This is a genomic window from Nakamurella flavida, from assembly GCF_030811475.1.
GTDB classification, from domain to species: domain Bacteria; phylum Actinomycetota; class Actinomycetes; order Mycobacteriales; family Nakamurellaceae; genus Nakamurella; species Nakamurella flavida.
The window spans coordinates 2,149,597-2,175,926 of sequence record NZ_JAUSQV010000001.1; the positions used below are offsets into that span (position 1 = coordinate 2,149,597).

Annotated in this window: 23 protein-coding genes; 5 read left to right on the forward strand and 18 right to left on the reverse strand. The window is 72.7% G+C overall.

What is annotated here, in order from left to right:
* The first annotated feature begins 57 nt into the window (after nucleotides 1–57).
* Nucleotides 58–1,113, forward strand: coding sequence for a CobW family GTP-binding protein (locus J2S58_RS09660; RefSeq protein ID WP_205258099.1), 1,056 nt, complete (start codon nucleotides 58–60; stop codon nucleotides 1,111–1,113).
* Nucleotides 1,114–1,142: 29 nt separating this feature from the next.
* On the opposite strand, the gene J2S58_RS09665 is transcribed toward J2S58_RS09660, so the two are convergent.
* The 8 genes from J2S58_RS09665 to J2S58_RS09700 all read right to left on the reverse strand — a co-directional run bounded on the left by J2S58_RS09665 (nucleotide 1,143) and on the right by J2S58_RS09700 (nucleotide 10,286).
* Complete coding sequence (locus J2S58_RS09665; RefSeq protein ID WP_205258098.1) at nucleotides 1,143–2,165, reverse strand: LacI family DNA-binding transcriptional regulator; 1,023 nt, start codon at nucleotides 2,163–2,165, stop codon at nucleotides 1,143–1,145.
* A gap of 50 nt (nucleotides 2,166–2,215) precedes the next feature.
* Nucleotides 2,216–3,262: a substrate-binding domain-containing protein gene (locus tag J2S58_RS09670; protein WP_205258097.1), complete on the reverse strand. Its 1,047-nt coding sequence runs from the start codon at nucleotides 3,260–3,262 to the stop codon at nucleotides 2,216–2,218.
* Nucleotides 3,263–3,356: 94 nt separating this feature from the next.
* A complete protein-coding gene (locus J2S58_RS09675) occupies nucleotides 3,357–4,361 on the reverse strand; it encodes an ABC transporter permease (RefSeq protein ID WP_205258096.1) in 1,005 nt (334 codons plus the stop codon).
* Nucleotides 4,361–6,973 (reverse strand): ATP-binding cassette domain-containing protein, encoded by a 2,613-nt coding sequence (locus tag J2S58_RS09680; protein WP_205258095.1) that lies wholly within the window; start codon nucleotides 6,971–6,973, stop codon nucleotides 4,361–4,363. The genes J2S58_RS09675 and J2S58_RS09680 overlap by 1 nt, the downstream gene beginning before the upstream one ends.
* A gap of 231 nt (nucleotides 6,974–7,204) precedes the next feature.
* Complete coding sequence (locus J2S58_RS09685; RefSeq protein WP_205258194.1) at nucleotides 7,205–8,074, reverse strand: metal ABC transporter permease; 870 nt, start codon at nucleotides 8,072–8,074, stop codon at nucleotides 7,205–7,207.
* Nucleotides 8,075–8,094: 20 nt separating this feature from the next.
* Nucleotides 8,095–8,985, reverse strand: coding sequence for a metal ABC transporter ATP-binding protein (locus tag J2S58_RS09690; protein WP_205258094.1), 891 nt, complete (start codon nucleotides 8,983–8,985; stop codon nucleotides 8,095–8,097).
* Complete coding sequence (locus tag J2S58_RS09695) at nucleotides 8,978–9,901, reverse strand: metal ABC transporter solute-binding protein, Zn/Mn family (RefSeq protein ID WP_306827884.1); 924 nt, start codon at nucleotides 9,899–9,901, stop codon at nucleotides 8,978–8,980. The genes J2S58_RS09690 and J2S58_RS09695 overlap by 8 nt, the downstream gene beginning before the upstream one ends.
* Before the next feature lie 151 nt (nucleotides 9,902–10,052).
* Nucleotides 10,053–10,286 carry a hypothetical protein gene (locus tag J2S58_RS09700; RefSeq protein ID WP_205258093.1) on the reverse strand — a complete coding sequence of 78 codons (234 nt, stop codon included), beginning with the start codon at nucleotides 10,284–10,286 and terminating at the stop codon, nucleotides 10,053–10,055.
* 373 nt (nucleotides 10,287–10,659) lie between these two features.
* Between J2S58_RS09700 and J2S58_RS09705 the strand changes: the two genes are divergently transcribed.
* The gene (locus J2S58_RS09705; protein ID WP_205258092.1) at nucleotides 10,660–11,481 is read left to right on the forward strand and encodes a GAF domain-containing protein; all 822 of its coding nucleotides are present in this window, start codon (nucleotides 10,660–10,662) and stop codon (nucleotides 11,479–11,481) included.
* 50 nt (nucleotides 11,482–11,531) lie between these two features.
* Here the strand turns inward: J2S58_RS09705 and J2S58_RS09710 are convergent, their stop codons facing one another.
* Nucleotides 11,532–12,218: a GAF domain-containing protein gene (locus tag J2S58_RS09710; protein ID WP_205258091.1), complete on the reverse strand. Its 687-nt coding sequence runs from the start codon at nucleotides 12,216–12,218 to the stop codon at nucleotides 11,532–11,534.
* A 291-nt stretch (nucleotides 12,219–12,509) separates the two neighbouring features.
* Between J2S58_RS09710 and J2S58_RS09715 the strand changes: the two genes are divergently transcribed.
* The 3 genes from J2S58_RS09715 to J2S58_RS09725 all read left to right on the forward strand — a co-directional run bounded on the left by J2S58_RS09715 (nucleotide 12,510) and on the right by J2S58_RS09725 (nucleotide 14,877).
* Nucleotides 12,510–13,289: a GAF and ANTAR domain-containing protein gene (locus J2S58_RS09715; RefSeq protein WP_205258090.1), complete on the forward strand. Its 780-nt coding sequence runs from the start codon at nucleotides 12,510–12,512 to the stop codon at nucleotides 13,287–13,289.
* A 168-nt stretch (nucleotides 13,290–13,457) separates the two neighbouring features.
* Nucleotides 13,458–14,129 carry an ANTAR domain-containing protein gene (locus J2S58_RS09720; protein ID WP_205258089.1) on the forward strand — a complete coding sequence of 224 codons (672 nt, stop codon included), beginning with the start codon at nucleotides 13,458–13,460 and terminating at the stop codon, nucleotides 14,127–14,129.
* 40 nt (nucleotides 14,130–14,169) lie between these two features.
* A complete protein-coding gene (locus J2S58_RS09725; protein ID WP_306827889.1) occupies nucleotides 14,170–14,877 on the forward strand; it encodes an ANTAR domain-containing protein in 708 nt (235 codons plus the stop codon).
* Nucleotides 14,878–14,893: 16 nt separating this feature from the next.
* Here the strand turns inward: J2S58_RS09725 and rlmB are convergent, their stop codons facing one another.
* The 9 genes from rlmB to mshA form a co-directional block, all read right to left on the reverse strand.
* Nucleotides 14,894–15,877, reverse strand: a complete 984-nt coding sequence (gene rlmB, locus J2S58_RS09730) for a 23S rRNA (guanosine(2251)-2'-O)-methyltransferase RlmB (RefSeq protein ID WP_205258087.1) — start codon at nucleotides 15,875–15,877, stop codon at nucleotides 14,894–14,896.
* Nucleotides 15,878–15,985: 108 nt separating this feature from the next.
* A complete protein-coding gene (locus J2S58_RS09735) occupies nucleotides 15,986–16,849 on the reverse strand; it encodes a TIM barrel protein (protein WP_205258086.1) in 864 nt (287 codons plus the stop codon).
* Nucleotides 16,850–16,865: 16 nt separating this feature from the next.
* Entirely contained in the window at nucleotides 16,866–17,546 is a 681-nt protein-coding gene (locus J2S58_RS09740; protein WP_205258085.1) for a response regulator transcription factor, read from the reverse strand.
* Nucleotides 17,543–18,778 carry a sensor histidine kinase gene (locus J2S58_RS09745; protein WP_306827895.1) on the reverse strand — a complete coding sequence of 412 codons (1,236 nt, stop codon included), beginning with the start codon at nucleotides 18,776–18,778 and terminating at the stop codon, nucleotides 17,543–17,545. The genes J2S58_RS09740 and J2S58_RS09745 overlap by 4 nt, the downstream gene beginning before the upstream one ends.
* 180 nt (nucleotides 18,779–18,958) lie before the next feature.
* Nucleotides 18,959–19,702 carry a phosphoglyceromutase gene (locus J2S58_RS09750; protein WP_205258084.1) on the reverse strand — a complete coding sequence of 248 codons (744 nt, stop codon included), beginning with the start codon at nucleotides 19,700–19,702 and terminating at the stop codon, nucleotides 18,959–18,961.
* A gap of 84 nt (nucleotides 19,703–19,786) precedes the next feature.
* Nucleotides 19,787–20,890 (reverse strand): DUF4349 domain-containing protein, encoded by a 1,104-nt coding sequence (locus J2S58_RS09755; RefSeq protein ID WP_205258083.1) that lies wholly within the window; start codon nucleotides 20,888–20,890, stop codon nucleotides 19,787–19,789.
* 163 nt (nucleotides 20,891–21,053) lie between these two features.
* Nucleotides 21,054–24,167 (reverse strand): C40 family peptidase, encoded by a 3,114-nt coding sequence (locus tag J2S58_RS09760; RefSeq protein ID WP_306827898.1) that lies wholly within the window; start codon nucleotides 24,165–24,167, stop codon nucleotides 21,054–21,056.
* A gap of 274 nt (nucleotides 24,168–24,441) precedes the next feature.
* Nucleotides 24,442–24,933, reverse strand: a complete 492-nt coding sequence (locus J2S58_RS09765; protein ID WP_205258082.1) for a type III secretion system chaperone family protein — start codon at nucleotides 24,931–24,933, stop codon at nucleotides 24,442–24,444.
* Nucleotides 24,930–26,246 carry a D-inositol-3-phosphate glycosyltransferase gene (mshA, locus tag J2S58_RS09770; RefSeq protein ID WP_306827901.1) on the reverse strand — a complete coding sequence of 439 codons (1,317 nt, stop codon included), beginning with the start codon at nucleotides 26,244–26,246 and terminating at the stop codon, nucleotides 24,930–24,932. The genes J2S58_RS09765 and mshA overlap by 4 nt, the downstream gene beginning before the upstream one ends.
* Between the last annotated feature and the right edge of the window lie 84 nt (nucleotides 26,247–26,330).

A 26,330-nucleotide genomic window follows, 5' to 3' on the forward strand; every position in this document is an offset into this window, starting at 1 on the left:
TCCGCGTCCCCTGCTACGCTCTATTGCAACTGATTCTCATTACTGTGCGGAGAGACCATGACCGTTCCGGTGACCATGCTGTCGTCGATCGACACCGTGCTGCGGGACACCGCGGTGTTCTCGGTGCTGACCGATCTGCCCGGGACGGGGGTGCTCCGGCAGGATCTCGACCCCGCCGCCGGCACCCTGCGCCGGGTGATCAGCGATGTCACCGGCATCGCCCAGGACGAGACGATCCTCCTGGAACACACCTGCCTGGGCTGCGCCGTCCGTGCCGACCTACTGCCCGCCCTGCGGGACATGGCCGCGTCCGGCCGGTGGGAGCGCATCGTGGTGGCCCTGCCCGTGTCCGCGGAATCGGCCGCCGCCAGTCACGCCCTGTGCGATCCGCGGGACGCCGCCGAACTGGGCGTGGCCCTGGCCAGCGTGGTCACCGTGCTGGACACCGACACCGCGGCCCACGACGTGATGGGCGAGGACCTGCTCGCCGACCGCGCCCTGGCCCTGTCCGTGGACGATCGGAGGTCGGTCGGCGAGGCGCTGGCCGCCCAGATCTCCCACACCGACCTGGTGCTCACCGTCGGCGCCGACGAGGTCGGCACCACCCTGGCCGACCACCTGCGCGGCGTCCGCTCGCACCGGTTCCCGCTGTTCGGGCTCGACCCGGCGGAATGGTTCACCCCCCGGCACGTGGCCGCCCACGCCCGGGCCCGGCTCGACCCCCGCACCGTCGCCCCACCCGCCGCGGCGAACGCGCACGGCGTGTGGAGCCTGGACCTGTCCAGCCGCCGCCCCCTGCATCCGGAACGGTTCGTCGCACGTCTCGGCGCCCTGTCCGGCGGCCGGGTGCGTTCCCGGGGCCGGTTCCGGCTCGCCACCCGACCCGACACCGTCGGCGTCTGGAACGGCGCCGGCGGACAGCTGTCCATCGGCGATGCCGGCGGATGGCAGGGCTTCACCCCGTCCACCCGCCTGGTCTTCACCGGCCTGGACGAGCACCGCGCCCGGATCACCCGCGCCTTCGCCGAGTCACTGCTCACCGATGCCGAGCTCGCCTCGGCCGACTGGCCCGGCCGGGCCGACGGCCTGGACGACTGGCTCGGCGCCCGCTGAGCCGCCCGGCTCCCGGGCGGAAGCCGGGATCACCGGCAACCGCAGGAATCACGTCGTCGGAGCTCCGTGGTGAATCGCACCGTCTCCGCGGGCCGGTCGGGTTCGGCGATGCGCCGCAGGAGCAGGGCGACGCTGGCCGCGCCGATCCGATCGGTCTGCTGGGCCACGCACGTCAACCGGGGGGAGAACAGGTCGGCCCACGGAAAGTCGTCGAACACGCCCAGGGCGATGCCCTCCGGCGGGACGATCCCGCGGGCCCGGAGCGCCTGCATGATGCCGATCGTCATGCGGTTGTTGCCGGAGAACAGCGCGGTGGGGGGATCCGGATGGTTCAGCAGTGCGTGAGTGGCCTGCTCGGCCCGCGTCTCGTCGGAGTGCCCGGGTTCGATCAGGGTCGGATCGAGCGGGAGTCCGGCGGAGTCCAGCGCCGCCCGGTAGCCGGCAAGTCGCTCCTCGGTGGTGGAGCTCCCGGCCTGCCCGCAGACCATCCCGATCCGTCGGTGGCCGTGGTCGATCAGGTGGCGGACGACCGCGATCGTCGCGTCGTAGTTCTCGGTCCCCGAGAAATCGTGGCCGCCCACCCCGTGACCCAGGTCGAACCGGTCGACGAACACCGTGGGCACCCGCTGGTCACGCACGACCTGCAGGGCCCGACTGGGATCCCCCGACGGCTGCATGAGCAGACCGTCGACCTTGCGGGTGCACAGGTTGAGCACCGAGCGGTACTCGAGCTCCGACTCGTCGCGGTGATCGGCGAGCAGGAGGCTGTACCCGTTGGCGACCGTGGCGTCCTCGATCGAGGTGACCACGTCGTTGAAGTAGGGATTCATCACCGCCGACATGATCAGTCCGAAGGTCTGGGTACGACCGGTCCGCAGCGACGCCGCCGCCCGGTTGCTGACGTAGTCCAGCGAGGCGATCGCGCTCTCCACCCGCTCACGGGTCTCCTCCCGGACGAAGCGGGTGCCGTTCAACACGTGCGACACGGTGGCCACCGATACCCCGGCCTGCCGTGCGACGTCCTTGATGGTGGACAGGCGTATCTCTCCCATCGACCCGGGGTCGGGGGGGCGGCTCCCACCGCCCCCCCGACCTCGACCTGTCAGAAAGAGAAATCTTTCATGTTCTCCGGCGTCACGATGGTGGGCTCGCCCAGCAGGACCGTGCCGTTGTCGCCGACGGTGAACTCACCCAGGCCGTCGACGCTGTACTTCGTCCCCGCCTTGGGTTCGATCTTGCACTGGGCGTACTGCTGGGCGGTGGCGAAGGTCAGCGTGCCGAGGTTGGTCACGTTCCACCACACGTCCTGGACGTTGCCGGTCTCGATGTACTGGCTGACCAGGGACACCGGGCCGAGACCGGAGATCTTCACCCGGCCGAGGTCACCGCTCTGCGACAGCGCCTCCGACGCGGCCGGCAGCCCGATACCGGCGGGGACGATGATGCCCTTGAGGTCGGGATAGGCCTGCACGAGTTCCTTGGCCTTCTGGGCGTTGACGTCGGCCTTCTCCTCGCCGTACGCCACCGTGACGAGCTTCATCTTCGAGTACTTGCTGTCGTTGGCCAGCTTGTCCTTGATGCTCTCGATCCACGCGTTCTGGTTGACGGCGGTCTGGGTCGAGGACAGGATCGCGAAATCCCCCTCACTGCCGATCATGTCGGCCAGCGACGCCAGCATCTGATCACCGATCTTGCTGGTGTCGGCCTGGTTCAGGAAGAAGGCACGCGAGTCGGTCGCGACATCGGAGTCCCAGGCGATGACCTTGATGCCGGCTTCCTTGGCCTTGGCCAGCGCGGCCGAGGCACTGTTCAGGTCGCTGCCCGAGATCGCGATGACGTCGACGTCCTGGGAGATCAGCTGGTTCACGAACGGGATCTGGGCGGCGCCCGTCGCGTCGCTGGGCGAGGTGTAGATGACCGTGGACCCGTCCTTGGCCGCGGCCGCCTCGACGGCCTTCTGCACCGTCACCATGTACGGGTCCGTCCCCAGCTTGGGGATCAGACCGATCTTGATCGGGCCGTCGGTGCAGTCCGCGGAGGCGCTCCCGGCGGCCTCGGAGGTCGTGCTCCCGGCATCCGCGGCGCAGCCGGCCAGCGAGAACGTCAGCAGAGCCGCAGCTCCCAGTGCCAGGGGGATGGATCGCTTCATGGTGGGCCCTTCGTGGGTGGACATGGCGACCGCCGTGGGTGGCGACCGCCCAGGGGGGGTGGGGCGAGGAGACCGACGCGCGTGCTGCGTCCGGTCAGCCGGCTTCGACGCCCAGCGTCGGTACGGGGCGGCGGCGTTCGCGGACGGAACCGAGTAGGCGCTGGGAGAGGTTTGTGACCAGGAGGGACGCGATCAGGACTCCGCCCACGGCGATGCCCTGGGTGTAGCCGCTGACGTTCATCAGCTGCAGTGACTTGCGCAGCGAGAGGATGAGGATGCTGGCCAGGACGACACCGGTGATCCGGCCCTTGCCGCCCAGCACGCTGACCCCGGCCAGGAACACGACCGTGATGACGTCGAGTTCCAAACCCTGCGCGCCGTCGGGCGCGACCTGGCTGGTGATACCCATGTTGATCATGCCGGCCAGGCCGGCCATGACGCCGGAGACGAGGAACAGGACGAAGCGGATCCGGGCGACCCGAACCCCGCTGTACCGGGCGGTCTCCGGATTGCCGCCGATGGCGTAGATGCGCCGACCGACCTTGCCGCGGTGCAGCACGATCCCGAAGACCACCGCGAGCACGACGAAGGGCACGATCGCCCAGGGGATCGACAGCCCGGGGATGTTGTCGTTGCCGAGCACGGTGAAGAAGTCGGGCAGCGGCGAGATCGGGGTCCCCCCGAGGAGGACGTAGCACAGCCCCCGGAACAGGGCCAGGGTCCCGAGGGTGACCAGCAGGGCGGGCAGCCCGAGCACGGCGACGAAGAAGCCGTTGATCGCGCCGCACAGCAGACCGGTGACCAGCGCGGCCACCACGACCATCGGGACGGACAGTTCGGCCCGGATGGCCAGACCCGCGGCGACCGAGGAGAGCCCGGCGATGCTGGCCACCGAGATGTCGATGTCACGGACGATGACGAGCAGGGCCAGCGGCAGGGCCATCAACGCCGCGGGGGCGAACGTGGCCAGGCCGGTGGAGATGCTGAAGGGGCGGGTGAAGCCCGGCACCAGTGCCGCTGCCACCAGGAGCATCACCACCACCAGGACGAACAGGATGAACTCCCAGGAACGGAGCTTGGTCTTGACCGTGGTCAGCATCAGCGCACTCCCCGGGTGCTGCGGCGGGACAGCAGCGTGTCGACGAGAACGGTGAGCAGGATGGCTCCACCGAAGAAGGCCTGCAGGTAGGACGGATTGATCCTGGCCACGGTGATGGCGTTCTGGATGATGATCAGGGTGATGGTGCCCAGCAGGACGCCGAGGACGGAGCCCGTGCCACCGCGCAGGGACACCCCGCCGACGACGACCGAGGCCACCAGGGTGAGTTCAAGCCCGTACGCGAGCTGGCCGTCGACGGTCGCGAAGTGGGAGGCCCACATCGCGCCCGCGAAGCCGGCAAGCGTGCCGGAGATGACAAAGGCGGTGAAGGTACGGGCCTTGGTCCTGATGCCGATGAGGTCGGCCCCGGCGGGGTTGGACCCGGTGGCGTAGACGTCGCGGCCGACCCTTGTGGTCCGCAGGAAGACCGCGAACACGATGAACAGCAGCAGGCCGATGTAGACCAGCAGGGAGACCCCGAGGAACCGGCCGGCCGTCCAGGCCAACCATCCGGGCGGCACCATGCTCGAGGAGATCTGGCGACCGCTGGACAGGATGGCGTCGATCCCCCGGAAGATGGCCAGCGTCCCCAGCGTGACCACGATCGACGGCACCCGGCCGTAGGCGATGATCACGCCGTTCACCGCACCGCAGACCAGACCCACCGCGATGGCGACCGCGATGCCCAGGACGGCGGGTGCGTCGGGCAGTGAGCTCATCGTCCAGGCCGAGACGTACGCCGACAGCCCGATGACGGACCCCTGGGAGAGGTCGATGTTCCGGGTCAGCATCACCGTCATCTGACCCAGGCACGCCACCCCGTACAGCGCCGTGGTCACCCCGAGATCGCCGATGTTCGACGCGCTCACCAGGTTGGGGTTGATCAGTCCCAGCGGTACCAGGATGGCGGCGACGGCGATCAGCAGCCCGAACTCGCGCCGGGCGAGGGCCTTGCGCCACCACTGCCGCCGACCCGGGCTCTCCCCCACGCTGACCAGCTCGGACTCCTGCCGGGCCTCGAGGGCCCGCACATCGGCGGTGGTGGTGGTGCCGGGCTCACGACCCGCGACGAGCAGGCCGGTGGCGGCCAGTCCGATGTCGATCTGGTTGGCGTGCTCGGCGTCGAACTCCGCGGTGATCCGGCCCTGGTGCATGACGTAGATCCGGTCGCAGGTCCCGAGGAGCTCGGGCATGTCCGAGGAGATCATCAGGATCGCCAGGCCCTGCTCGGCCAGCTCGGCAATGATGTGGTGGACCTCGGCCTTGGCCTGGATGTCCACCCCCTGGGTGGGTTCGTCCAGGATCAGCAACCGTGGCCGGGTGGCCAGCCACTTGGCCAGCACCACCTTCTGCTGGTTGCCGCCCGAGAGGTTGCCGATCGGCTGGGCGTAGCCGGCGAACTTGAGCCGCATCCGCTGCAGCGGCCCGTCGACCAGGGCGAACTCGGCGCGCCGCCGGATCAGACCGGCGCGGGACGCCTGGTCCAGGACGGGCAGGGTCGCGTTGTCCAGGATGGAGAAGTCCTCGATGATGCTCTGGCCACGGCGGTCCTCGGACACGTAGGCGATGCCGTGCGCCAGAGCGGCCGCGGGCGAGGCGATCCGCACCGGCTTGCCGTCCAGCTCGACCGTTCCGGTGGCGACCTTGTCGATGCCGAAGACGGCCCGCGCCACCTCCGTCCGTCCGGCACCGACGAGGCCGGCCAGGCCGACGATCTCACCGGCACGGACATCGAGGTCGATGCCCGAGAAACGACCGGTGACGCCGAGATCACGCAGGCGCAGCACGATGTCGCCGATCGTGGCGACCTTCGGGGGGTAGATGTCGGTCAGCTCCCGGCCGACCATCAGTTCGACGATGCGGTGCTCGTCGGTGTCGGCGGTCACGAGGTCGGCGACCCGACGACCGTCACGCATCACGGTGACCCGGTCGGAGACGGCCATGATCTCCTCCAGGCGGTGGCCGACGAAGAGCATGGCGACCCCGCGAACCTTCAAATCCTGGATCACCGTGAACAGCCGCTGGGTCTCCCCCATGGTCAGCGAGGCGGTGGGTTCGTCCAGGATCAGGATCCGGGCATCGAAGGCCAGCGCCTTGGCGATCTCCACCAGTTGCTGCTCGGAGGTGCTGAGCTGGCCGGTGGTCATCACCGGGTCGACCTGCAGGCCCAGGATCTCCAACCAGCGGCGCGATTCCCGGCTCATCCGGGCGTGGTCCAGCAGACCGAACCGGGTGGTCAGAGGTCTTCCGGCGTAGACGTTCTCGTAGATCGGCAGATCGGGGAACAGGCCGGGGTGCTGGTGGACCACGGCGATACCGAGATGCTGGGCGTCCAACGGCGTGCGGAGCGCCACATCCTCACCGTTGACCCGGATCTGACCCTCGCTGGGTTGGTAGACGCCGCCGAGCATCTTGACGCAGGTGCTCTTGCCCGCACCGTTCTCACCGACCAGGGCGAGCACCTCCCCGGCCCGGAGTTCCAGGGACACGTCCCGGACGGCGTAGACGGTGTCGAAGCGCTTGGATACGCCGACGAGTTCGGCCGTCGCGCGGTCGCCCTCACCCAGAGCGACGGCGCCGCCCTCGTCCGGGTGTCGAGTGGTGCTGGTCAATGGTCATCCTCACCGTCGAGTGACACTCCGTGCTCTGCCGGACGCGACGCTAGACCATCAAATCGTTTACGTAAACGATTTTCTTACGACGTCAGCACCGACCGCGGCGCAAACCCTCGGTTCGGCCGGCACGACGCGGGGTCCGTGACGTCCGCCCGCGGGGAGCTGCATGGCGGCCGCCGCATGACGACGAAGCCCCCCACCACCGGTGGGGGGCTCTGTGCTGACCGCTCAGACCGGCTCGGGCGCCGGATCGAACCGGTCGGCCTCCCGGCGACTCCACCCGCGCCGCGCGCGTTGCGCGCCGACGAACCGGCAGATCAGCCAGATGGTGAACGAGATGGTGGTGATGTACGGGCTGATGGGCAGGCTCCCGCCCAGCGCGAGCAGGATCCCGCCGACCACCGAGATCAGCGCGAACACGGTGGAGAGCACCGGCACCCAGAGCGCGGACGCGGTCACCCGCATGGCGGCGGCGGCCGGGGTGACCAGCAGGGAGAGCACCAGCAGTGCCCCGACGATCTGCACGGACATGGCCACCGTCAGGCCCAGCACGATCATGAACACCGGCGACAGGGCGCGGACCGGGACGCCGCGGGCCGCAGCGATCTCCGGGTCGACCGAGGCGAACATCAGCGGGCGCCACATGATGGCGAGAGCACCGAGGACGACGACGGCGACCCCGCCCAGCCAGAACAGCTGGGGGTCGTCGACCGCGACGATCTGACCGAGGAGCAGGCCGAACTTGTTGGCCGAGCGGCCCGGGTACAGGGCCAGGAACAGCACCCCGAGCCCGAGCCCGAAGGGCATGAGCACGCCGATCACCGACGACCGGTCCCGGGCGCGGACCCCGAGCACGCCGATGATGAGCGCCGCGGCCAGCGAGCCGACCACCGAGCCGACGACAACGTTCAAGCCCAGCAGCAGGAACAGCGCCGCCCCGGCGAAGGACAGCTCGCTGATGCCGTGCACGGCGAACGGCAGGTCGCGCATCATCACGAAGACGCCGATCAAGCCACCCATGATGCCGAGCAGCGCGCCGGCGATGATCGAGTTGTGCAGCAGCGCGAGCAACTCGCCGTAGTTGTCGAAGTTGAACATCTTGTCCCAGATGCTCGGGGTCACGTCCGCCTCCTGCGCCCGCCCGCGACGACCCGCTGATCCACCTCGGTGGCGGCGTGGTCGTCGTGCGACTGGTGGTGCACCGCGTGCAGTTCGGTGGAGGGCACGACGATGACCCGGCCCTGCGTCCGGAAGACCTCGACCGGGGCCTGGTACAGCTCGGTCAGGGCCTCACTGGTCAGCACCTCGTCCGGCGGCCCGGCCCGGAACCGCCCACCGGCCAGGTAGAGCACCTGGTCGACGTAGGGCAGGACGGCGTTGACGTCGTGGGTCACGAAGAGCACCGCGGTGTTGGTGCGGCGGCGCTGCTCGTCGATGAGGGCGGCGACCTCGCGCTGATGGCGCATGTCCAGGGCGGCCAGCGGTTCGTCGCACAGCAGCAGGGCGGGATCGGAGGCCAGCGCCTCGGCCACCCGGACCCGTTGCAGCTCCCCGCCCGACAGCATCGACACCGGGGCCTGGGCGAATGCGGACGCCCCGACCGACGCCATCAGCGCGTCGATCCGGGCGGCGTCGGCGCGGCGGCGGGCGCCGAACGCGACCGGCATCCCCCACCGGTGCCCGTCCAGGCCCATCCGGACGACATCCCGGGCCTTGACCATGGTCGCGGAGTCGATGGCCACCCGCTGCGGCACGTACCCGACGCGGGTGTCACCGCGGCTCACCGGGCGGCCCATCACCCACGCCCGGCCGGCGGTCAGCGGCTGGGTGCCGAGCAGCACGCGCAGCAGGCTGGTCTTGCCGGAGCCGTTGGACCCCAGGACGGCGACGAACTGACCCTGCGGGACGTCCAGGTCGAGGTCGTGCCAGAGCGCGTGCGAACCGTAGGACAGGCAGGCGCCCCGGAGTCGGAGCGCCTGCCTGTCCTCGGGAGCCTGCGGATCAGCCACCGAGGGCCGTGTCCAGGGCGGTGAGGTTCGACCCCATCCAACCCAGGTAGTCCTGCCCGGCGGGCAGGGTCTCGGTCACCGGGACCACCGCGATGCCGTTGTCCTTCGCCGCCTGCAGGACGGCCTCGGTCTGCGGGCCGGAGGTCTGGGAGTTGTAGACCAGGGCGTCGACCTTCTTGTCGGCGAACAGCGCCAGGGTCTGCTGCAACACATCGGCGGGCACGTCGGTCTCCTGCTCGATGGCTTCGGCGAACGCGTCCGGGGTGAGGTCGTCGAGGCCGGACGCGTCGAGCATATAGACCGGGACGGGCTCGGTGATGGCCACGGGGGCGCCGTCGTGGGTCGCCTTGATCTGCTGTTCCTGGGCGATCAACGCGTCGACCTTCCCGCTGAACGCGGTGGCGTTGGCCCGGTACTCGGCGGCATGGGCCGGGTCGGCGGCGGCGAGGTCGTCGGCGATCGCCGCGGCCACCTTCTGCACGGTCGGGAAGTCGTACCAGACGTGCTCGTTGAGTTCGTCGCCGCTGTACCCGGCGACCTCGACGGCGTTGACCACGGTGGCGTTGCCGCCGCTGGAGGCCATCATCGTGTCGACGAAGTCGTCGTACCCGCCGCCGTTCTCGACGACCAGGGCCGCCTTGGAGAGGGCGAGCTGGTTCTGCGCGTTCGCCTCGTAGGAGTGCGGGTCGGCGGACGGGTCGGAGATGAGCGACAGCACGTCGACATGGGTGCCGCCGATCTGCTCGGCGACGTCGCCCCACACGTTGGTGGAGGCGACGACCTGCACGGTGCCGGCCGACGCCGCGGCCGCCCCCGAACCCGTGGTGTCCGAACCCGCGGTCGCAGCCGACGGGGTGGTGCTCGACGAACCGCAGGCGGAGAGCACCACCACGGCGACGGCGAGACCGCCCACCACCCCCGTGACCCGTCCGCGTGCCCGGGATGTCCCGATCGACCTGCCCATCATCGACTGCCACCCTCGCTGTAATCGGACTGAGAATCAGTCTCGACAGACTAGCGAAGTCCAGGGCCGGGGAGAAATCGGCGGCCGGCCACCCCGTCGGTCGTCACGGGGCCGGTCGTCCCAGGGCTCGCGGTGTGTCCGGGCCGTCCAGCAACTGCCCGACGAACTCGTCGACCTCGACCCCGGCCCGGTCGGCGCGTCGCCGGAGATCGGTCGCGGCCGCGGCGGCCGAGGCTCCGGTCAGCGCCATCAGGATCCCGACGGCGCGACCGCGCCGCCCGCACCTGGTCACCCCGGCGACCAGACGACCGGCGGGATCGGTGTCCGCGGCGCTCATCGGAGGTCGGCCACGGTGGACGGCCCGGACGGCGCACGGCCGGGCGGCCGCCCGGAGGGCGGGCCGAAGGGCGGGCCGAAGGGCGGGCCGAAGGTCTCGGGGGGAGGGGGCATGTCGGTCCTCGGAACGGGCTCCGGCGCACTGCTCCCCGGGGCGACGCCTGGGCCGACTGTCCGACCCGACGCCCTCGACACTAAACCCGGCTGCGGCGCGGGGAGTCGTCCCGAGGTTCTGATTCAGGCAGATCGGGGTGATGCCCCTGGAAGAGTGAGCCCAGGCATGGAATGGTGACGTTCACCCGTCGGAACGTGAGCGGACCGCACGGGCGTGCGGCGGGGACCCCGGGAGAGCCGGGGCCGGTACGGGGGTCGCCATGAACGTGGTCGAGGAGTTCGCCGCCGCGATGGACGCCGTCACCGGACGCTCCCGCGCCGAGCATTCCGCGCTGCTGCCCAACAAGCTCGCCTGGGCGTGCGTCCGGGTCCTCGGGGTCAGCGGCGCCAGCCTCAGCGTCAGCACCGATCCCGACCTGCGCATCCCGCTGGGCGCGAGCAGCGAAGCCGCCAGCACCGCGGAATCCCTGCAGTACACCACCGGGACGGGCCCCTGCCTGGACGCCCACGCCACCGGTGTCGCCGTCCTGGCGCCCGAGCCCGTGCTGGCCCGACGCTGGCCGGTCTACCACCTGCACCTGGTCCACCGCACGGCGTTCCGGGCTGTGCACGCCCTCCCGCTCCGCGGTGGACTGACCGGGATCGGCACCCTGGACCTGTACTTCGAGTCCGACGCCGCCCTCGCCGCCCACGATCCCCGCGCCGCCGAGGCGGTGGCCGATGCCGTCGCAGCGGCCCTGCTGGCCGACCCGGCCGCCGCCGGGACCGGTGAGCCGATCTGGCTGAACTCGCCCCTTGCCCGGGCCCGGACGACGGTGGCCATCGCGGTCGGCATGGTGGTCATCGACCAGGACCTGTCCCCCGCGACCGCGCTGGAACTGATCCGCGGGCACGCCCGGGGGCTGGAGTCCACCGTCGACCTGATCGCCCGGCAGATCGTCGACCGCGCCCTGACCCCGGCCGCACTCACCGCGGACGCACACACCGCGGCGATCGCAGCCGGCGGCTCACCCGTCCTCGACCTACCTGTCGCGGACGACGGGCCCATGCCGCTGACCACCACGGACGTCCAGCCGCACTGAACCTCCGGGCCGGCACGTGAGCGCCCGGGCCCGACCGTGCTCGAACCGGCTCAGTCCTCGCGCAGGGACGCCCCGGCCAACACCTCCCGGGCGATGTCGATGAGCGGCCGGTCCTGGGCGAAGGCGGCCGCCCGCAGTTCGGCCAGCGCGGCGTGCACGGAGATGCCGTGGCGCGCGGCGACCATGCCCGTGGCCCGGGGCACCTCGATCTCCCCGATGCCCCGCTCGTCCTCGCCCGGCCCGGCGAACAGCTCGGAGCGGGTGAAGTCGTCCATCACCGAGTGGGCGGCCGCGTCGGCGAGCAGCAGGGCCGTGGCCAGCTCCTCCGGGGCCAGCACACCGGGAGTGGCGCGGTACAGCTCCAGGACGCCGAACGGGACGGCGCCGATCTGCAGCGGGAAGGCGAACACCGCCGCCACCCCCAACCCCAGCGCCTCGCGGGTGAACAAAGGCCAGCGCCTCGCCACGTCCGGTGCGGTGAGATCCGGTTGCAGAACGGGGATGCGCAGGCGATAGGCGTCCCGGCACGGACCCTCCCCGACCACGAACTGGATGTCGTCCAGCCGGGCGACCACGGGGTCGGTCGCGTGCAGGAGTTCCTTGGTCACCAACGAACCGCGGACGGTGACCGCGGCTCCGTCGACGGGAAGCAGGGTGACGCATCGCCGGCACAGCTCGACGGTCCGACCGATCGGCATGCCGCCGGCCCAGACCTCGTCCGGCGTACCCAGCTGCATCCGGGGTTCCGCTCCGGTCTGCTCTCCCTCGGATCCGTGCACCCCGTCCCCCTTTCGGCGGTGCGGCCCCGCCCCGACACGCCGGGTCGGGCACCGATGCGACAAGCGTGCCGATCCACAGCTTGTCACGCAAGCTGCACCCGGTGACGGTCCCGGACTAGTGTCGTGACCACCACGAACGGACCGCCCGGCCGTGCCGTCGGCCGGGCGGCACGCCCGGCCGGATCCGAGGCTCGAGACCTGCCGACCTCCCGGGTCGGCGGGCGGACGACACAGGCGGGGGCGGGATCGATGACGGAGCCGGAATCCGCCGGGGCTAACATCTCCCCGGACGCGGTGCGCCGGGCGCTCGACGCCCTGCCCCAGGACGCGTCGCGCCTGGTCCAGGAGCTGGCCCGGCAGGTCGACAGCGAGGCCGCCCTGATCGAGATCATGCAGCGTGCGTCGGCCGAGGCCGTCCGGCTGATCGCGGACGTCAGCTGGGCGGGCGTCACGGCCCACGTCGACGGGGTGCCGTTCACCGCCGCGCACACCGACGCCCGGATGCTGGTCATCGACGAGGGCCAGTACCACGAGGGCGACGGTCCGTGCCTGCGGGCGATGCGGACCGGGCAGACCATCTGGATGTCCCTGGACGACGTCCGCCAGGTCTGGGCAGATCTGGCCGAGGTCGCCGACCGGATCGGTGTGCGGGCGTTCCGGGCCGAACCCCTGCACGCCCGGGACACGGCCGTGGGCGCTCTCAATCTCTACAGCGAACGCGACGGCGGACTCCGGCAGCCCGACATGGCCGTGCTCACCGTGCTGCGCCACTTCCTGGACCGGGGCTTCACCGAGTACTCGGCCCGGCAGCCCGGTGAGGATCAGGCCGTCCTGATCCGGGAGGCCGCCCGGGCCCGGGTGGTGATCGGCCGCGCGACCGGCGTGCTCATGGCCCTCCGGGGGCTCGACCAGGACACCGCGCGGGAGGAGTTGACCCGGCTGGCCGCCGAACAGGACGTCGACGTGGTGATCGCCGCCCAGGACGTCATCGATCGGCACCTGCCGCCCCGGGATCGCGACAGCCGCTGACCGGCGGCAGATCCGGATCCCCTCGCCCCGGGTGGTTGCACCCTCCCGCTCCGACGCCGTACCGCTATCCTCTGAGACGGGTTCGACACCAGCCCGACCGTTGCTCACCCACGGCGGATGGTCCTGCGCTCGCGCACCCTGTCCGTCGCTCGCCTCCGGAGCGATCGCATGACTGGTTCCCCCTTCGCCCTCCCCGCCGGCATCCCGCACCCCGCCCCCACCGCCCCGGATGCCCCCGGTCGACCCCGGGTGGGTGTGGCCGCCGCCCTCGAACGCCTGCACGTGCTCACCGGTCGGGACGCCGGTGACCGCCGGTCCGCCGGCACGATGATGGACGAGCTGGTCCCCGTGCTCGTCCCCGCCCTCGCCGACCGGTGCGCGGTCGAGCTCCTCCCCGCCTCCTCCCCGACCCCGCCCGCCGAGCGCGCATCCGGTTTCCTCGTGTTGACTTTCACCTCCGACATCGACACGGATGTCCGCGGCGTGGTGCGGTGCAGCTGGGACGGGGACCATCTGCCCTCGGACGCCGACGTCGCCGTCATCCGGGCCATCGTCGACCAGTGCGTCCTGCTCGCCGATCAGTCTCGCCTGACCGAACGGATGGACCAGCTGCACGTGCACACCGAGCAGCTCCGGGCCGCGGTGGAGTCCAACCGCCGCATCGGTGCGGCCATCGGGGTCCTGATGGTGCGGTCGTCGCTGACCGAGGAGGCCGCCTTCGACGCTCTGCGCCGGGCCAGCAACACCGCCAACCGCAAACTGCGGGAGGTCGCCGACGAGGTGATCTACACCGGAGCGCTGCCCGAACGGCAGAGCGCCCACCGCGCTCCGGCGCACTGACATGTCACGGCCGGGCGAGGCCCAGCCGTTCGACCCCGGCGTGCCCCCGCCCCCCGGCGAAGCGCCCGACCGGCGTCCCGGGCCCCGGGTCGACGTGGCCCGTGTGGTCCACGGCCTGCAGGCGCTCGACGCGGACCCCGATCCCGTCCTCGTGCTGCTCCAGGGCATCGGGGACGTCCTCGTCCCGGCGGCCGCCGACCGGTGCGTGGTGGAGCTGTTCCCCCGGGAGGGCCGGGCGGGTATGCGCACCGAACACGGCGGGGACGTCGCGGAGCGACTGACCCCGATCTTCGCTCCGCCGGCGCGGTCGGCGACCGCACGGCGCCTGGTCCGGCGACGGGACCGGGTGAGCGTCGGTTTCGTCACCGCCGGTCTGGCCGAACCCTCCTCGCGCGGGTCGGTGACCTGCCGGTGGGACGACGGGCACGTGCCGACCGAGCAGGAGGCCGAACTCATCCAGTTGGTCGTCGATCACTGCGTGCTCGTCCTCTACCGTCAGCGCCTGGCCGAGTCGCTCCGCTCGGCCCGGCTCCGCGCCGGGACGCTGCAGAACGGGGTTCGCGACACCCTGCAGACCGGCGCCGCCGTCGGGGTGCTGATGGCCCGGTACGGCCTGAGTCAGGAGCGGGCGACCGACCTGCTGCACCGCAGCGCGTTGTCCGGCGGGCGCAGCATGGGCGAGACCGGGGAGACCGTCCTGCGGACCGGGGAACTTCCCGGTGGCATCCGCCCGCCGGCCGGCCCCTAGAACTCCACCCCCGGGGTCAGCCCCGACCGGCCTCGACCCGACGGCGCCGGGCGACCTCGGCCAGCACCACACCGGTGGCCACGGACGCGTTCAGCGACTCCACCGTGCGGGCCATCGGGATGGAGACGGTGACGTCACAGACGGTGCGGGTCAACCGGGCGAGCCCACGCCCTTCGGACCCGACCACGATGACCAGCGGGCTGGTGGCCAGCTCGAACGTGTCGGTGTCCATGTCCCCGTCGGCGTCCAGCCCGGCGATCATCAGGCCGGCCGCGGCCAGGTCCTTCAGGGTGCGGACCAGGTTGGTGCAGCGCGCCACGCGCAACCGCGCGGCGGTGCCGGCCGAGGTGCGCCAGGCCGAGGCGGTGACGCCGGCGCTGCGCCGTTCCGGCACAATCACGCCGTGCGCGCCGAAGGCGGCGGCGGACCGGATGATCGCGCCCAGGTTGCGGGGGTCGGTGACGCCGTCCACCGCGACGAGCAGCGGGGCCCGGCCGGAGTCCTTGGCCCGGGCGAGCAGGTCGTCCGGGTGGGCGTAGGTGTAGGGCGGCACCTGCAGGGCCAGGCCCTGGTGGATGGCGTTCCCGGTGAGCCGGTCGAGCTCGGGCCGGGCGACCTCCATCAGGGCGATGCCCTTGTTGCCGGCGAGCGCGACCGCCTCGGCCAGCCGTTCATCGGTGTTCACGCCCTGGGCGAGGTACAGCGCGGTGGCCGGGATGCCGGCCCGCAGCGCTTCCACCACGGGGTTGCGGCCGACCACGGTCTCCGGCAGCTCGCGGGTCTCGCGGCGGGGGCGGGCGGCGGCGGTGCCGGCCGGGGCGTCCCGGCGGGCGGCGGCCGCGGCGCGCCGGGCGGCGGGATGCCCCTTGCGCTCGACACCGGGAGGGGTGGGGCCCTTGGGCTTGATCGCCCGACGGGACTGGCCGCCCGAGCCGACCACCGCGCCCTTCTTGGTGCCGGTCTTGCGGACGGCGCCCTTGCGCTGGGAATTGCCGGCCATGGTGTTCCTCCTCGTCAACGTGCTCGCGCCGGGGCGCGGGCACCGCACAGATGGTACGGGGCGCAGGGCGGGGAGCAGGTATGCCGGGAACGGCGACGGGTCGGTGGGTCAGCGTCCCACGGCCAGGTGCAGCCGGGCGAAGGAGAGCGATTCGGCCAGGTCGTACTCCCGGTCGGCGTGATCGGACCCGCGGGTGGAGATCTCGACGACGACCGATCCGTCGAACCCCTGGGCGGCCAGCCCCTCCAGCACCTCCGCGCACGGCTGGCCGCCGCGGCCGGGCACCAGGTGCTCGTCGCGCACCGATCCGGACCCGTCGGCCAGGTGCAGGTGGCCCAGGCGCCGCCCCATCGCCGCGGCCATCTCCCGGGCGTCGTTCCCGGAGGTCGCGGTGTGCGACAGGTCCAGGGTGAACCAGCGGTGCCCGGCCGAGACCGGGTTCCAGTGCGGGCGGTAGGTGTTCACCAGCAGGCCGCGCACCTGGGCCGGGAACATGTTCTCCACCGCGATGCGCACATCGGTGCGCGTCTGCAGCTCGGCGACGGACTCGGTGAAGCTCGCCGCCGCGGCGCGCTGCCACACGAACGGCGGGTGCACCACCACGGTCTGCGCACCGAGCTGTTCGGCCATCCCGATCGACCGGGCCAGCTTGACCAGCGGATCGGTCGACCAGACGCCGGCGGTGATCAGCAGGCACGGGGAGTGCACCGACAGGACGGGCACCTGGTAGTGGTCGACCAACGCGGCCAATCGCTCGGCGTCCTGGCTGGCCGGCTCGGTCTGCACCATGATCTCGATACCGTCGTACCCGAGGTCGGCGGCGAGGCTGAATGCGGCCGCGGTGGGTTCGGGATAGACCGCGGCGGTGGACAGGCCGATCCGTACCTCGGGCACCCGGACCGCGGGTCCGGCCGGATCCGGCCCGGGCACCGACGTCCCCGGGGGGCGGACGCCCGGCGCGGGGCCGCTCATCGGTGGGCCTGGCTGATCACGGCTCCATCTTGTACCCGAGACCGCGCACGGTGATCAGATGCCGGGGGTCGGCCGGGTCCGGTTCGATCTTGGAGCGCAGCCGCTTCACGTGCACGTCCAGGGTCTTGGTGTCCCCGACGTAGTCCGCGCCCCACACCCGGTCGATCAACTGCCCACGGGTGAGCACCCGCCCGGAGTTGCGGATCAGGTACTCCAGCAGGTCGAACTCCTTGAGCGGCAGGGCGATCTGCTCGCCGTGCACGCTCACCACGTGCCGCTCCACGTCCATCCGGACGGGCCCCGCCTGCAGCACCGGGTTGCCGGCCTCCTCGGCGTCGCTGCCCCGCCGCAGCACGGCGCGGATGCGGGCGATGAGCTCCCGCGTCGAGTACGGCTTGGTGATGTAGTCGTCGGCGCCGAGCTCCAGCCCGACGACCTTGTCGATCTCGCTGTCCCGGGCGGTCACCATGATCACCGGCACCGGTCCCCGGGTGCGCAGCTGCCGGCACACCTCGGTCCCGCTCATCCCGGGCAGCATCAGGTCCAGCAGCACGATGTCGGCCCCGTGCCGGTCGTACTCGTCCAGCGCCGCCGGGCCGGTGTCGGCGATCGCCGTGCTGAACCCCTCCTTGCGGAGGAGGAAGGCCAGCGGATCGGCCATCGACTCCTCGTCCTCGACGATCAGGACCTTCGTCACGACGACACTCCTCGGTTCTCTGCGGGGACGGCCGGGGTGGATCCGGCCCGCGACTCGGTGGCCGGGACGAGCTCCCCGGCAGGAGGGCGGTGCTCGGTCGGCGACGGCGGGCCGTCGACCGCCGGAAGCACCAGGGTGAAGGTGGATCCGGTTCCCGGCCGGCTCCACAGCGTCGCCGCCCCGCCGTGGTTGGCGGCGATGTGCTTGACGATCGACAGGCCGAGACCGGTGCCGCCGGTGGCCCGGGAACGGGCGGGGTCGATGCGGAAGAACCGTTCGAAGACCCGTTCGTGCAGGTCCTGGGCGATGCCCGGGCCGCGGTCGGTGACGGCGATCTGCACGTGACCGCCGCGGACGGTGCGGGTCACCGAGACCGGGGTGCCGGCCGGCGAGTAGTGGATCGCGTTCTCCACCAGGTTGGTCAGCGCGGTGACCAGCAGGGCCCGGTCGCCGCGGACCAGCAGCCCCGACGGGTGGTCGGTGGCCACGGTGATGTCGGCCTGCTCCGCGCTGGTCGCCGTCCGGTTCAGCGTCTCCTCGACGACCTGGTCGACCTCGACGACGGTGGGCTCCGGGATCGGCTCGGTGCTCTGCAGGCGGGACAAGGTGATCAGTTCGGTGACCAGCGCGGCCAGCCGGCGGGCCTCCCGGTTCATCTGCCCGGCGAAACGGCGGACCGTGTCGGGGTCGTCGACCGCGTCCAGCACGGCCTCCGAGAGCAGGGCGATGGCCCCGACCGGGGTCTTGAGCTCGTGCGAGACATTGGCGAAGAAGTCGCGCCGGACGGCCTCGAGACGCTGGGCCTCCGAGTCGTCGAACGCGGACACCATCACCATGCCGCCTCCCAGGGAACGGGCGACCGCGTGCACCGTCCGGGACGGAGCCCGGGCCACTCCCACGACGCGGGCGGACTGAAGCACGCCCAGGGAGAGATCGACGACCTCGCCGGAGATGGTGGCCCGGCTGGCCCCGGACACGACGGCGGGCAGTGCCTCGCCGTGCCGCACCACGCCCAGCTCGTCCGCGCGCCCGTTGCTGAGCACGACGAGCCCGTCGGCGTCCAGGATCAGATACCCGGTCTCGGAGCGGGCGAGGACCTCGTCGGCCAGGGACAGCGGTGCCGCGCCGACCTCGTCGGAGCGGGTCGCCCGCCGGGAGAGCACCACGGCGCAGACCAGCCAGCCGATGAGCGCTCCGCCCAGGGCGGCGAGCAGATATCCGACTCCCGACACACCCAGGATGGTAGGGCGCCGTGTCGCGCACCCCGGACGTTTCCCGGCCCGTCCCCGCCCGGTGGGCCGCCCATCAGGCCCGGGTGCGCAAGGTTTCAGCCCCCGTTCACCGGGGCGTCACCCGGTGGGTCCGCCCCGACCGGTCCGCGCCCGACCATCCGGTCGGGGCGGAGCCGTGGATCAGCGGCCCTGGTTGGCCACGGCGGTGATCGCGGCGGCGGCCGCGGCCGGGTCCAGGTACTGCCCGCCCGCGGTGACCGGGCGCATGTCGGCGTCCAGGTCGTAGCGCAGCGGGATCCCGGTCGGGATGTTGACCTTGGCGATGGCCTCGTCGCTGATCCCGTCGAGGGTCTTGACCACGGCGCGCAGCGAGTTGCCGTGCGCGGCGACGAGGACCGTCCTCCCGGCACGCAGGTCGTCGAAGATGTCGGCCTGCAGGTAGGGGACGAGACGGGTCACCACGTCCTTGAGGCACTCGGTCTTCGGGGCCGCATCACCCAGGTCGGCGTACCGCGGGTCACCGGCCTGCGAGTAGGTGTTCGTGTCCGAGATGGGCGGCGGCGGGACGTCGTAGGAACGGCGCCACAGCATGAACTGCTCCTCGCCGTACGTCTGCAGGGTCTCCTTCTTGTCCTTGCCCTGCAGGTCGCCGTAGTGCCGCTCGTTGAGCCGCCAGGACCGCCGGACCGGGATCCATCCGCGGTCGGCCGCGTCCAGGGCCAGGTTGGCCGTGGTGATGGCCCGACGCTGCAGCGAGGTGTGCACGACATCGGGCAGGACGCCGGCCTCGGCCATCAGCTGTCCGCCGCGGGCCGCCTCGGCCGTGCCCTTCTCCGACAGCGGGACGTCCACCCAGCCGGTGAACAGGTTCAGCGCGTTCCAGGTGCTCTCACCGTGACGCAGCAGGATCAGGGTCGCAGTCATGGCGGTCAGTCTGCCGCAGGTCGCCGGAGGGGCCCAACACGGGTCACGCCGGGCCATCGGAGGACCGCCCGGCCACCCGGCCGCTCATTCGGTGGCCGGACCTGCGGCCGGGCCTCTTGCGGACCGCGCCGCCCGGCGGGACCTTCCCCGCAGCAGCCACCACGCCGCCCACCCGGCCACCAGCAGCACGGGCAGGAACGGCAGCAGCGCCCCGAGGACCGCGGCCAGCCCGGTGAGCAGGGCGGTGACCGCGCCCCACCCGTTGGCCAGACCGGTGACGAACGCATTCCGCTCCGGCTCGGCCACCACGACCTCGGGGGCGCCGTCCGCCACGGTCGCGGTGATCGCGACGCTGATGGTAGCCAGGTCGACCTGCCCGCCGAGCGCGGCGACCTGCCGCTGCCAGGACTCCAGCTCGGCCTCGCGGGCGGTCAGCTCGGACTCGATGGCCAGCACGTCCCCGATGGCCTGCGCCCCGGCGAGCAGCTGCCGGACCCGCGCGACGCTGGCGGTCATGGTGTCCACCCGGCTCTGAGCGTCGACCAGCTCGGCGGTGACGTCGGTGGCGGATTCGGTCGAGGAGGTGACGGTGCCCAGGGCGGCCAACGTCCCCCGCGCCTGGTCGTAGGCGGCCGTCGGCACCCGCAGGGTCAGTTGGGCACTCGCTTCGTCGTCGGTGGCGGCGGCGACGAACCCGCCCAGCCCGGCGACCGTGCTGCGGGCGGAGCTCACGGCGGCGGCGAGCGCGGCCGCGCGGTCCCGGTCCCGGGCGGCCCGGTCCTCCGCGTCGGACCCGGTGGCCGCCGGGGCGGGTACGTCGAGTCGGACCCGCAGGTCGGCCGTCCGGATGACCGATCGTGCGGTGGTGGCCTGTGGTGCGACGTCGGGCGCGGACCCGGGCGCGACACCGGGAGCCTCCGCGGCAGCTCCGCCGGCGGCGGCCGACGCGGACCCGGCCGCCGAGGACGCAGCCTGTGCCGGAGCGGCCTCCGCCGGTCCGGCCATGGTCGAGGCGGCCGCGAAAGTCTCCATGGCGGGGGCCACGGCGGAGGTGGAGGACGCCTGGCCGGTGCACCCGGCGGCGGCGAGGACGAGCCCCGCGGAGAACACGGCGACCCCGGAGATCAGGGCGGCGCGGAACCGGGACGGGCGGACCCGGGACGGGCGGGCGGTGTGCGGAGCGGCCATGACGGAACCGTCTTCCCCCGGGGCGCCGGTCGCGCCCGTTCACCGCTCAGACGGAGGTGCGGGCCCGTGGGGGTGCAGGCGGGCCGGTCACGATCCGGACACACCTGCGGACGGGCACCCGATCCCGGCCGTCAGGAGTCAGACGGCGGCGGGGACACCCGGATCAGGCGACGCGACACCCGGACGACCGGGAGGTGCGCCGGCCCGCGGGACGACCGGCCGGCAGCGCGGCGACCGTGTTCACCGGACCGGTCGGTGCGGTGGGCCCGGCGGGCGAACCGTCGGCGGGGTCGGTGCAGGACGGCTCCGGCGAGGTGGTGACCGGGGCGGCGTCGACGGGGACCGGCTCGGGGCACGTCTCGGGCGCCGTGGTGGTGGCGTCGGGCGTGCTCGTCACCGGCGGGACGGTGCTGGTGGAGGCGTCGGTGCTGCCGGCGGTGGGCGCCGGGAAGGTTGGCGCCTCGGTGCTCGGGACGGCGTCCGTGGTCGGGACGGCGTCGGTCGTCGGCACGGCGTCCGTGGTCGGGGCGGCCTCCGTGGCCGACGTGTCCGTCGACGGGTCGGTGACGGTGCCCTCCGCGGCTCCGGACGTGCTCTCCCCGGTCGACACCGGCGTCTCGGAGGTCACCGCCGGGGGCTGGACCGGAGTCGGGTCCGAGGTCGGCGCGGTCGAGGTCTCCGGCGCCGGTGCGGAGGTGGCCGGGGTGGTCTCCGGGGTGACGACCGGGTCGGTCGCCGGCGCGGGCGGGGCGGGCGCCGGCGCCGGGACGGCCGGTGCCGGGGTGGGCGCCGCGGGTGACGGCGCCACGGGGGCCGGGGTCGGATCGGGGACGGGTAGCAGGACCGGCGCGGGCCGGGTGCTCTCCGGGACGACCACGCGGCGGGGCGGGGCGGGGGTCGCGGACCGGGTGGGGGCCGGGGTGGGCGAGGCGTACGGCGAGGTCGAGCTGCCGGCGAGGAACGGGTAGGCGGTCTGGGCCGGAGCGGTGGTCGACGAGGTCCAGTAGCGGTGGACCTGCGCGTCGGCGTCGCTGCGCCGCATCGGACCGACGTGGATGGGCTGACCCACCGTGGACGCCTCGAGGATGTAGCGGACACCGCCGATGGTGCCGAGGTAGATCGCCACGTGGCCCGGGAACCCGACGACGTCACCGGGCAGGGCCTGGTCCCAGGGGACGCTGAGACCGGCGGCACGCTGGCTGCCGGAGTTGCCGGGGATGGAGAACCCGGCCTGGCCCAGCACGTAGGCGGTGAGCCCGGAGCAGTCGAAACCGATCTGCGGGCCGCAGCTGTTGAGCTCGCCGCCGCCGCGGGTGCAGCCGTTGTTGGGTCCGGCACCGGACCCGCCGCCGCCCCAGACGTAGGGCAGGCCCAGGGTGGAGAACCCGGCGGCCAGACCGGCGGCCATGGCCGGGCTCGGGGCGGTGATGGCCTTCCCGGCGAGCACCTTGTCGACGTACGGGCTGTTCGGGATGGTCACGCTGACCCCGCGGGCGATGACCGAGCCGGCCGCGCCGCCCCCGGTCGAGCCGAAGTACTTGCGGAACAGGAAGAAGAAGTTCCGGTTGCCGTACGCCGAGCAGGCGTCGCCGGTGGACGGGTAGGACGCCAGCGCGGCGGCGTTCGGCTGGTACGGCGTGTAGTTGTACAGCGAGGCCGTCGCGGTGTTGGTGATGGTCACCGGGGCGCTGCCGCAGCCGGACTCGGCCACGTTCCACAGGATGTCCACGGTCTGCCCGGCCCGGTAGTTGTACTTCTCCGGCTGAACCTTGTAGCGGGCCCACTGCTTGGCCATGCCGTAGCCCTGGTTGAAGAACCCGGCGTACGCGGGGTCGCAGTTGGCCGTGCCGCCGGGGCCGGTGTCCGGGCAGTGCCAGCCCCAGGCCGCCTGGTAGCTGTTCATCGTGGTGTCGGTCCGGGTGAGCAGCCCGGACTCCTTCTGCAGGGTGGTCAGCATGACCTGCGGGTTGACCCCGCAGGCGACGGAGAACTTGACCAGGACGGTGGCGACGTCCTCGTTCACCCCGCCGCGGTAGGCCGCGCAGAACGCGTCCGCGGGCTGGTCGGGGGTGCTCAGGCGCAGCGAGCGCAGGCAGGCCGGTCCGGAGCAGGCGGCGTTCTGGGTGTCGACGAACTGGCGCACGGCGTCCGTGCTCATCGCCGTCGTGTCGTAGAAGACCTCGTCGGAGATGATCGTGCCCGGGTCGAACACGGTGCCGGCATCGGTCAACGTGGCTGCGGCGCTGCCGTCGGCCAACGTGTCGACCGTCGTGCAGGCCAGGGTGTCGGTGGGGGCGGCCGGAGCGGTCCCGGCGGTCGCGGAGATCTCCGTCGGGGCCGGCGATACGGCCTGGGCCGGGGCGGTTCCGAGCAGGGAGTCGGTCAGCGCGCCGGCCAATCCGGTCCACCGGGCGGCGGACTCCCCGTCGGTGATGCGCTGGGCGGCCTCGCCGAGTTCCCAGTCCTGGCGGGTGTCGGTGTCGTAGCCGGGGACGACCCGGACCAGTTCGGTGTAGAAGGCACGGGCGGCTGCGGCCGGGTCGGTCCGGTCACCCTGGGAGTAGAGCCCGGCCTGCGGCGCGGCGGCGGCTGCGATCAGCGGGGCCCAGGACCGGTTCAGCACCTGCGGCTGCAGACCGGATCGCGCCATGGCGACGGCGAGGGCGATCTCCACCCCGCGGCGGGTGATCCCGGCCCGCTCGCCGACGGCGACCACGGTGGCGGCCGTCCGCACCTGCTCGGTGGTGAGTCCGACGCCGGCGTACTCGACCCGCGGGACCGAGCCGGAGCCGACTCCGGTCAGCGTCCGCAGCGGATCGGCGGCCGCGGCGGCGGGCGCAGCAGCGGGAGCGGCGGAAGCCGAGGAGACGGCGGGGGTGAGCTGGGTCGGCAGGGCGGGAACGGCGAGCAGGTCCGCCGGAGCGACGGCGGGGGCGGCGGCCGGCACGGTCGGCACAGCCGGCACGGTCAGCGCCGCCTGCGCGACGGTGGGTCCGGTGGGGCACGGGTTGGTGGCCGGGGTCCCGGCCGTCCCGGTGGTCCCGGCGGGGGCGACGGCCGAGACGGCGGCGCCGACCCCGTCCCCGACGGCCGGGTCGGCGAGCGCGGAACCGGCCAGCGCCGAGGCCATGGCGGCGGCCACGAGCAGGGCGAGGGTGGAGCGGAAGCCGGTGCGGCCGGCCCGACGCAGTCGGCCCCGGAACGGGGACCCGGACGCCGTCGCCGTGGGTGTCGCGCGGTGGAGCGACCCACCGAGCTCGTTGTCCCCCACGGTCACGCCGTTCCCCCTGATGTCGACTGCACGAGTCCCCGGTGCCGGAGTCCTGCGCGCACGAGCCGACGACCCGGAGCGGGACGCAGGGAAGGGGCGGTCATGCCGACATCACGAGTCTAGGGACAGGCACCGACGGGCACATCCCCTTGACCGGGTAACGGTTGATGACGTTTTCCCTGCTGTCCGTGAGATCCGAGCTGTCCGTCGTGTCGACGACACGATCCAGTCGTTGACCGGGGGTGCATCGTCGCTGACGGTGAGTATGCACCCGGAACGATCAGCCGTCGGCAGGCTCGACCGACACCAGGTGCCGGAAGGCGGCGAGGTTGCGGACCGACTCGCCGCGGGAGGTGCGCCAGGCCCACTCCCGCCGGATCGCGCCGGCGAACCCGCGTTCCAGGATGGGGTTGAAGTCGGCGTCGGAGGCCTGCAGCAGGACCCCCAGCACGGTGTCCAGCTCGGCCGTGGTGAGCGTGTCCCGGCCGAGCCGGCCGACCAGGTGGATGTCACCGACGGCGTCGATCGAGTAGGCCACCGAGCGGAGCTTGGCGTTGCGCTGCAGGAGGTACCGGTAGACCCCCTCGGCGTTCTCGTCCGGGGCCCGGCAGACGAAGGACTCGACCAGCAGATCGCGACGCCCGAGGATCAGCCAGACCAGCGTGCGCTGGCGCCGCTCCCCGGGCAGGGTCAGCAGGAACGCGTCCTGCTCCGTGCGGTCGGCCGGGACCTCCAGCTCGGCGAGGGCGGCGGCGAGCTCGTCGCCGTTCATCGGCTGCCCACCCGCTCGCCCGTCCCGGCCGGGACGGAGCGGCCGGGATGGCGGGCGGCCGCTGCGTCCGCGATGGCCCGCCGGTAGGTGTCCAGCAACTTCTCCACGGTGTGCTCCCAGGAGAACGCGGCGGCCTGTCGTACGGCGCCGGCCGACAGCCGTTCCCGCAGGGCGGCGTCCCGGCAGATCCGGCCCAGGGCGTCGGCCCAGTCGCGGGCGTCGTGGCCGGGGAGCAGCAGGCCGCTCTCGTCGTCGCGGACGGCCACGGTCAGCCCGCCCCGGGCGGCGGCGACCACCGGGGTGCCGACGGCCTGGGCCTCCAGGGCCACCAGCCCGAACGACTCGTTGTGGCTCGGCACCCCGACGACGTCGGCGGCGCGGAAGTACTCGGCGAGCAGCTCGGGCGCGACCGGTGGACGGAACTCCAGTCGATCGGCCACCCCCTCGGCGGCGGCGAGCTCGCGCAGGCTGTCCGGGGAGGTGGTGACCGAACCGGACACCCCACCGACGACGACGAGTCGCCAGCGGTCGTCCGGCGACCGGCGGTGCAACTCGCCCAGCGCCCGGACGAGCACGTCGGGGGCCTTGAGCGGCTGGATGCGGCCGGCGAAGACGATCAGCCGGGCGTCGGCGGGCAGGCCGAGCCGAGCACGGGCCCGGGATCGGTCGCCCGGGCGGAACACGTCGGTGTCCACCCCGGGGGCGACCACGTCGACGCGGGCCGGGTCGGCCCCGTACAGCTCGATCAGTTCCCGGGCCTCGGTCGCGGTGTTGGCGACCAGGCGGTCGGCCTCGACGACGACCTGCTCCTCCCCGACGACCCGGCCGAACGGTTCGGGGCGGTCGCCGTCGGCCAGCGCGGCATTCTTCACCTTGGCCAGGGTGTGCGCGGAGTGCACGAGCGGGACGGCCCAGCGGTCCTTGGCCAGGTACCCGACCTGGCCGGAGAGCCAGTAGTGGGAGTGCACGAGGTCGTAGTGGCCGGGCTCGCGCGCGGCCTCGGCCCGCAGCACTCCCGCGGTGAAGGAGCACAGCTGCCCCGGCAGGTCGATCTTGTCCAGCCCCTCGAAGGGGCCGGCGACCACGTGCCGGACGAGGACCCCGGGATGCCAGTGCACCACCGGCGGCTGGTCGGACCCGGTGGCGCGGGTGAAGATCTCGACCTGCACGCCGCGGTCGGCCAACCGGCGCGCGGTCTGCGCCACGTAGACGTTCATCCCGCCGGCGTCCCCGCCGCCGGCCTGGGCCAGCGGGGAGGTGTGCAGGCTGATCAGCGCGACCCGGTGCGGGAGTGACGACTGTTCCGCACTCACCGGAGGACCGCCCTTTCCCACCCTCGATCCGTCGCGCGAGACCCGGACAACGGCCCCGGCGGACGGCCGGCGCCCGCCGGATCC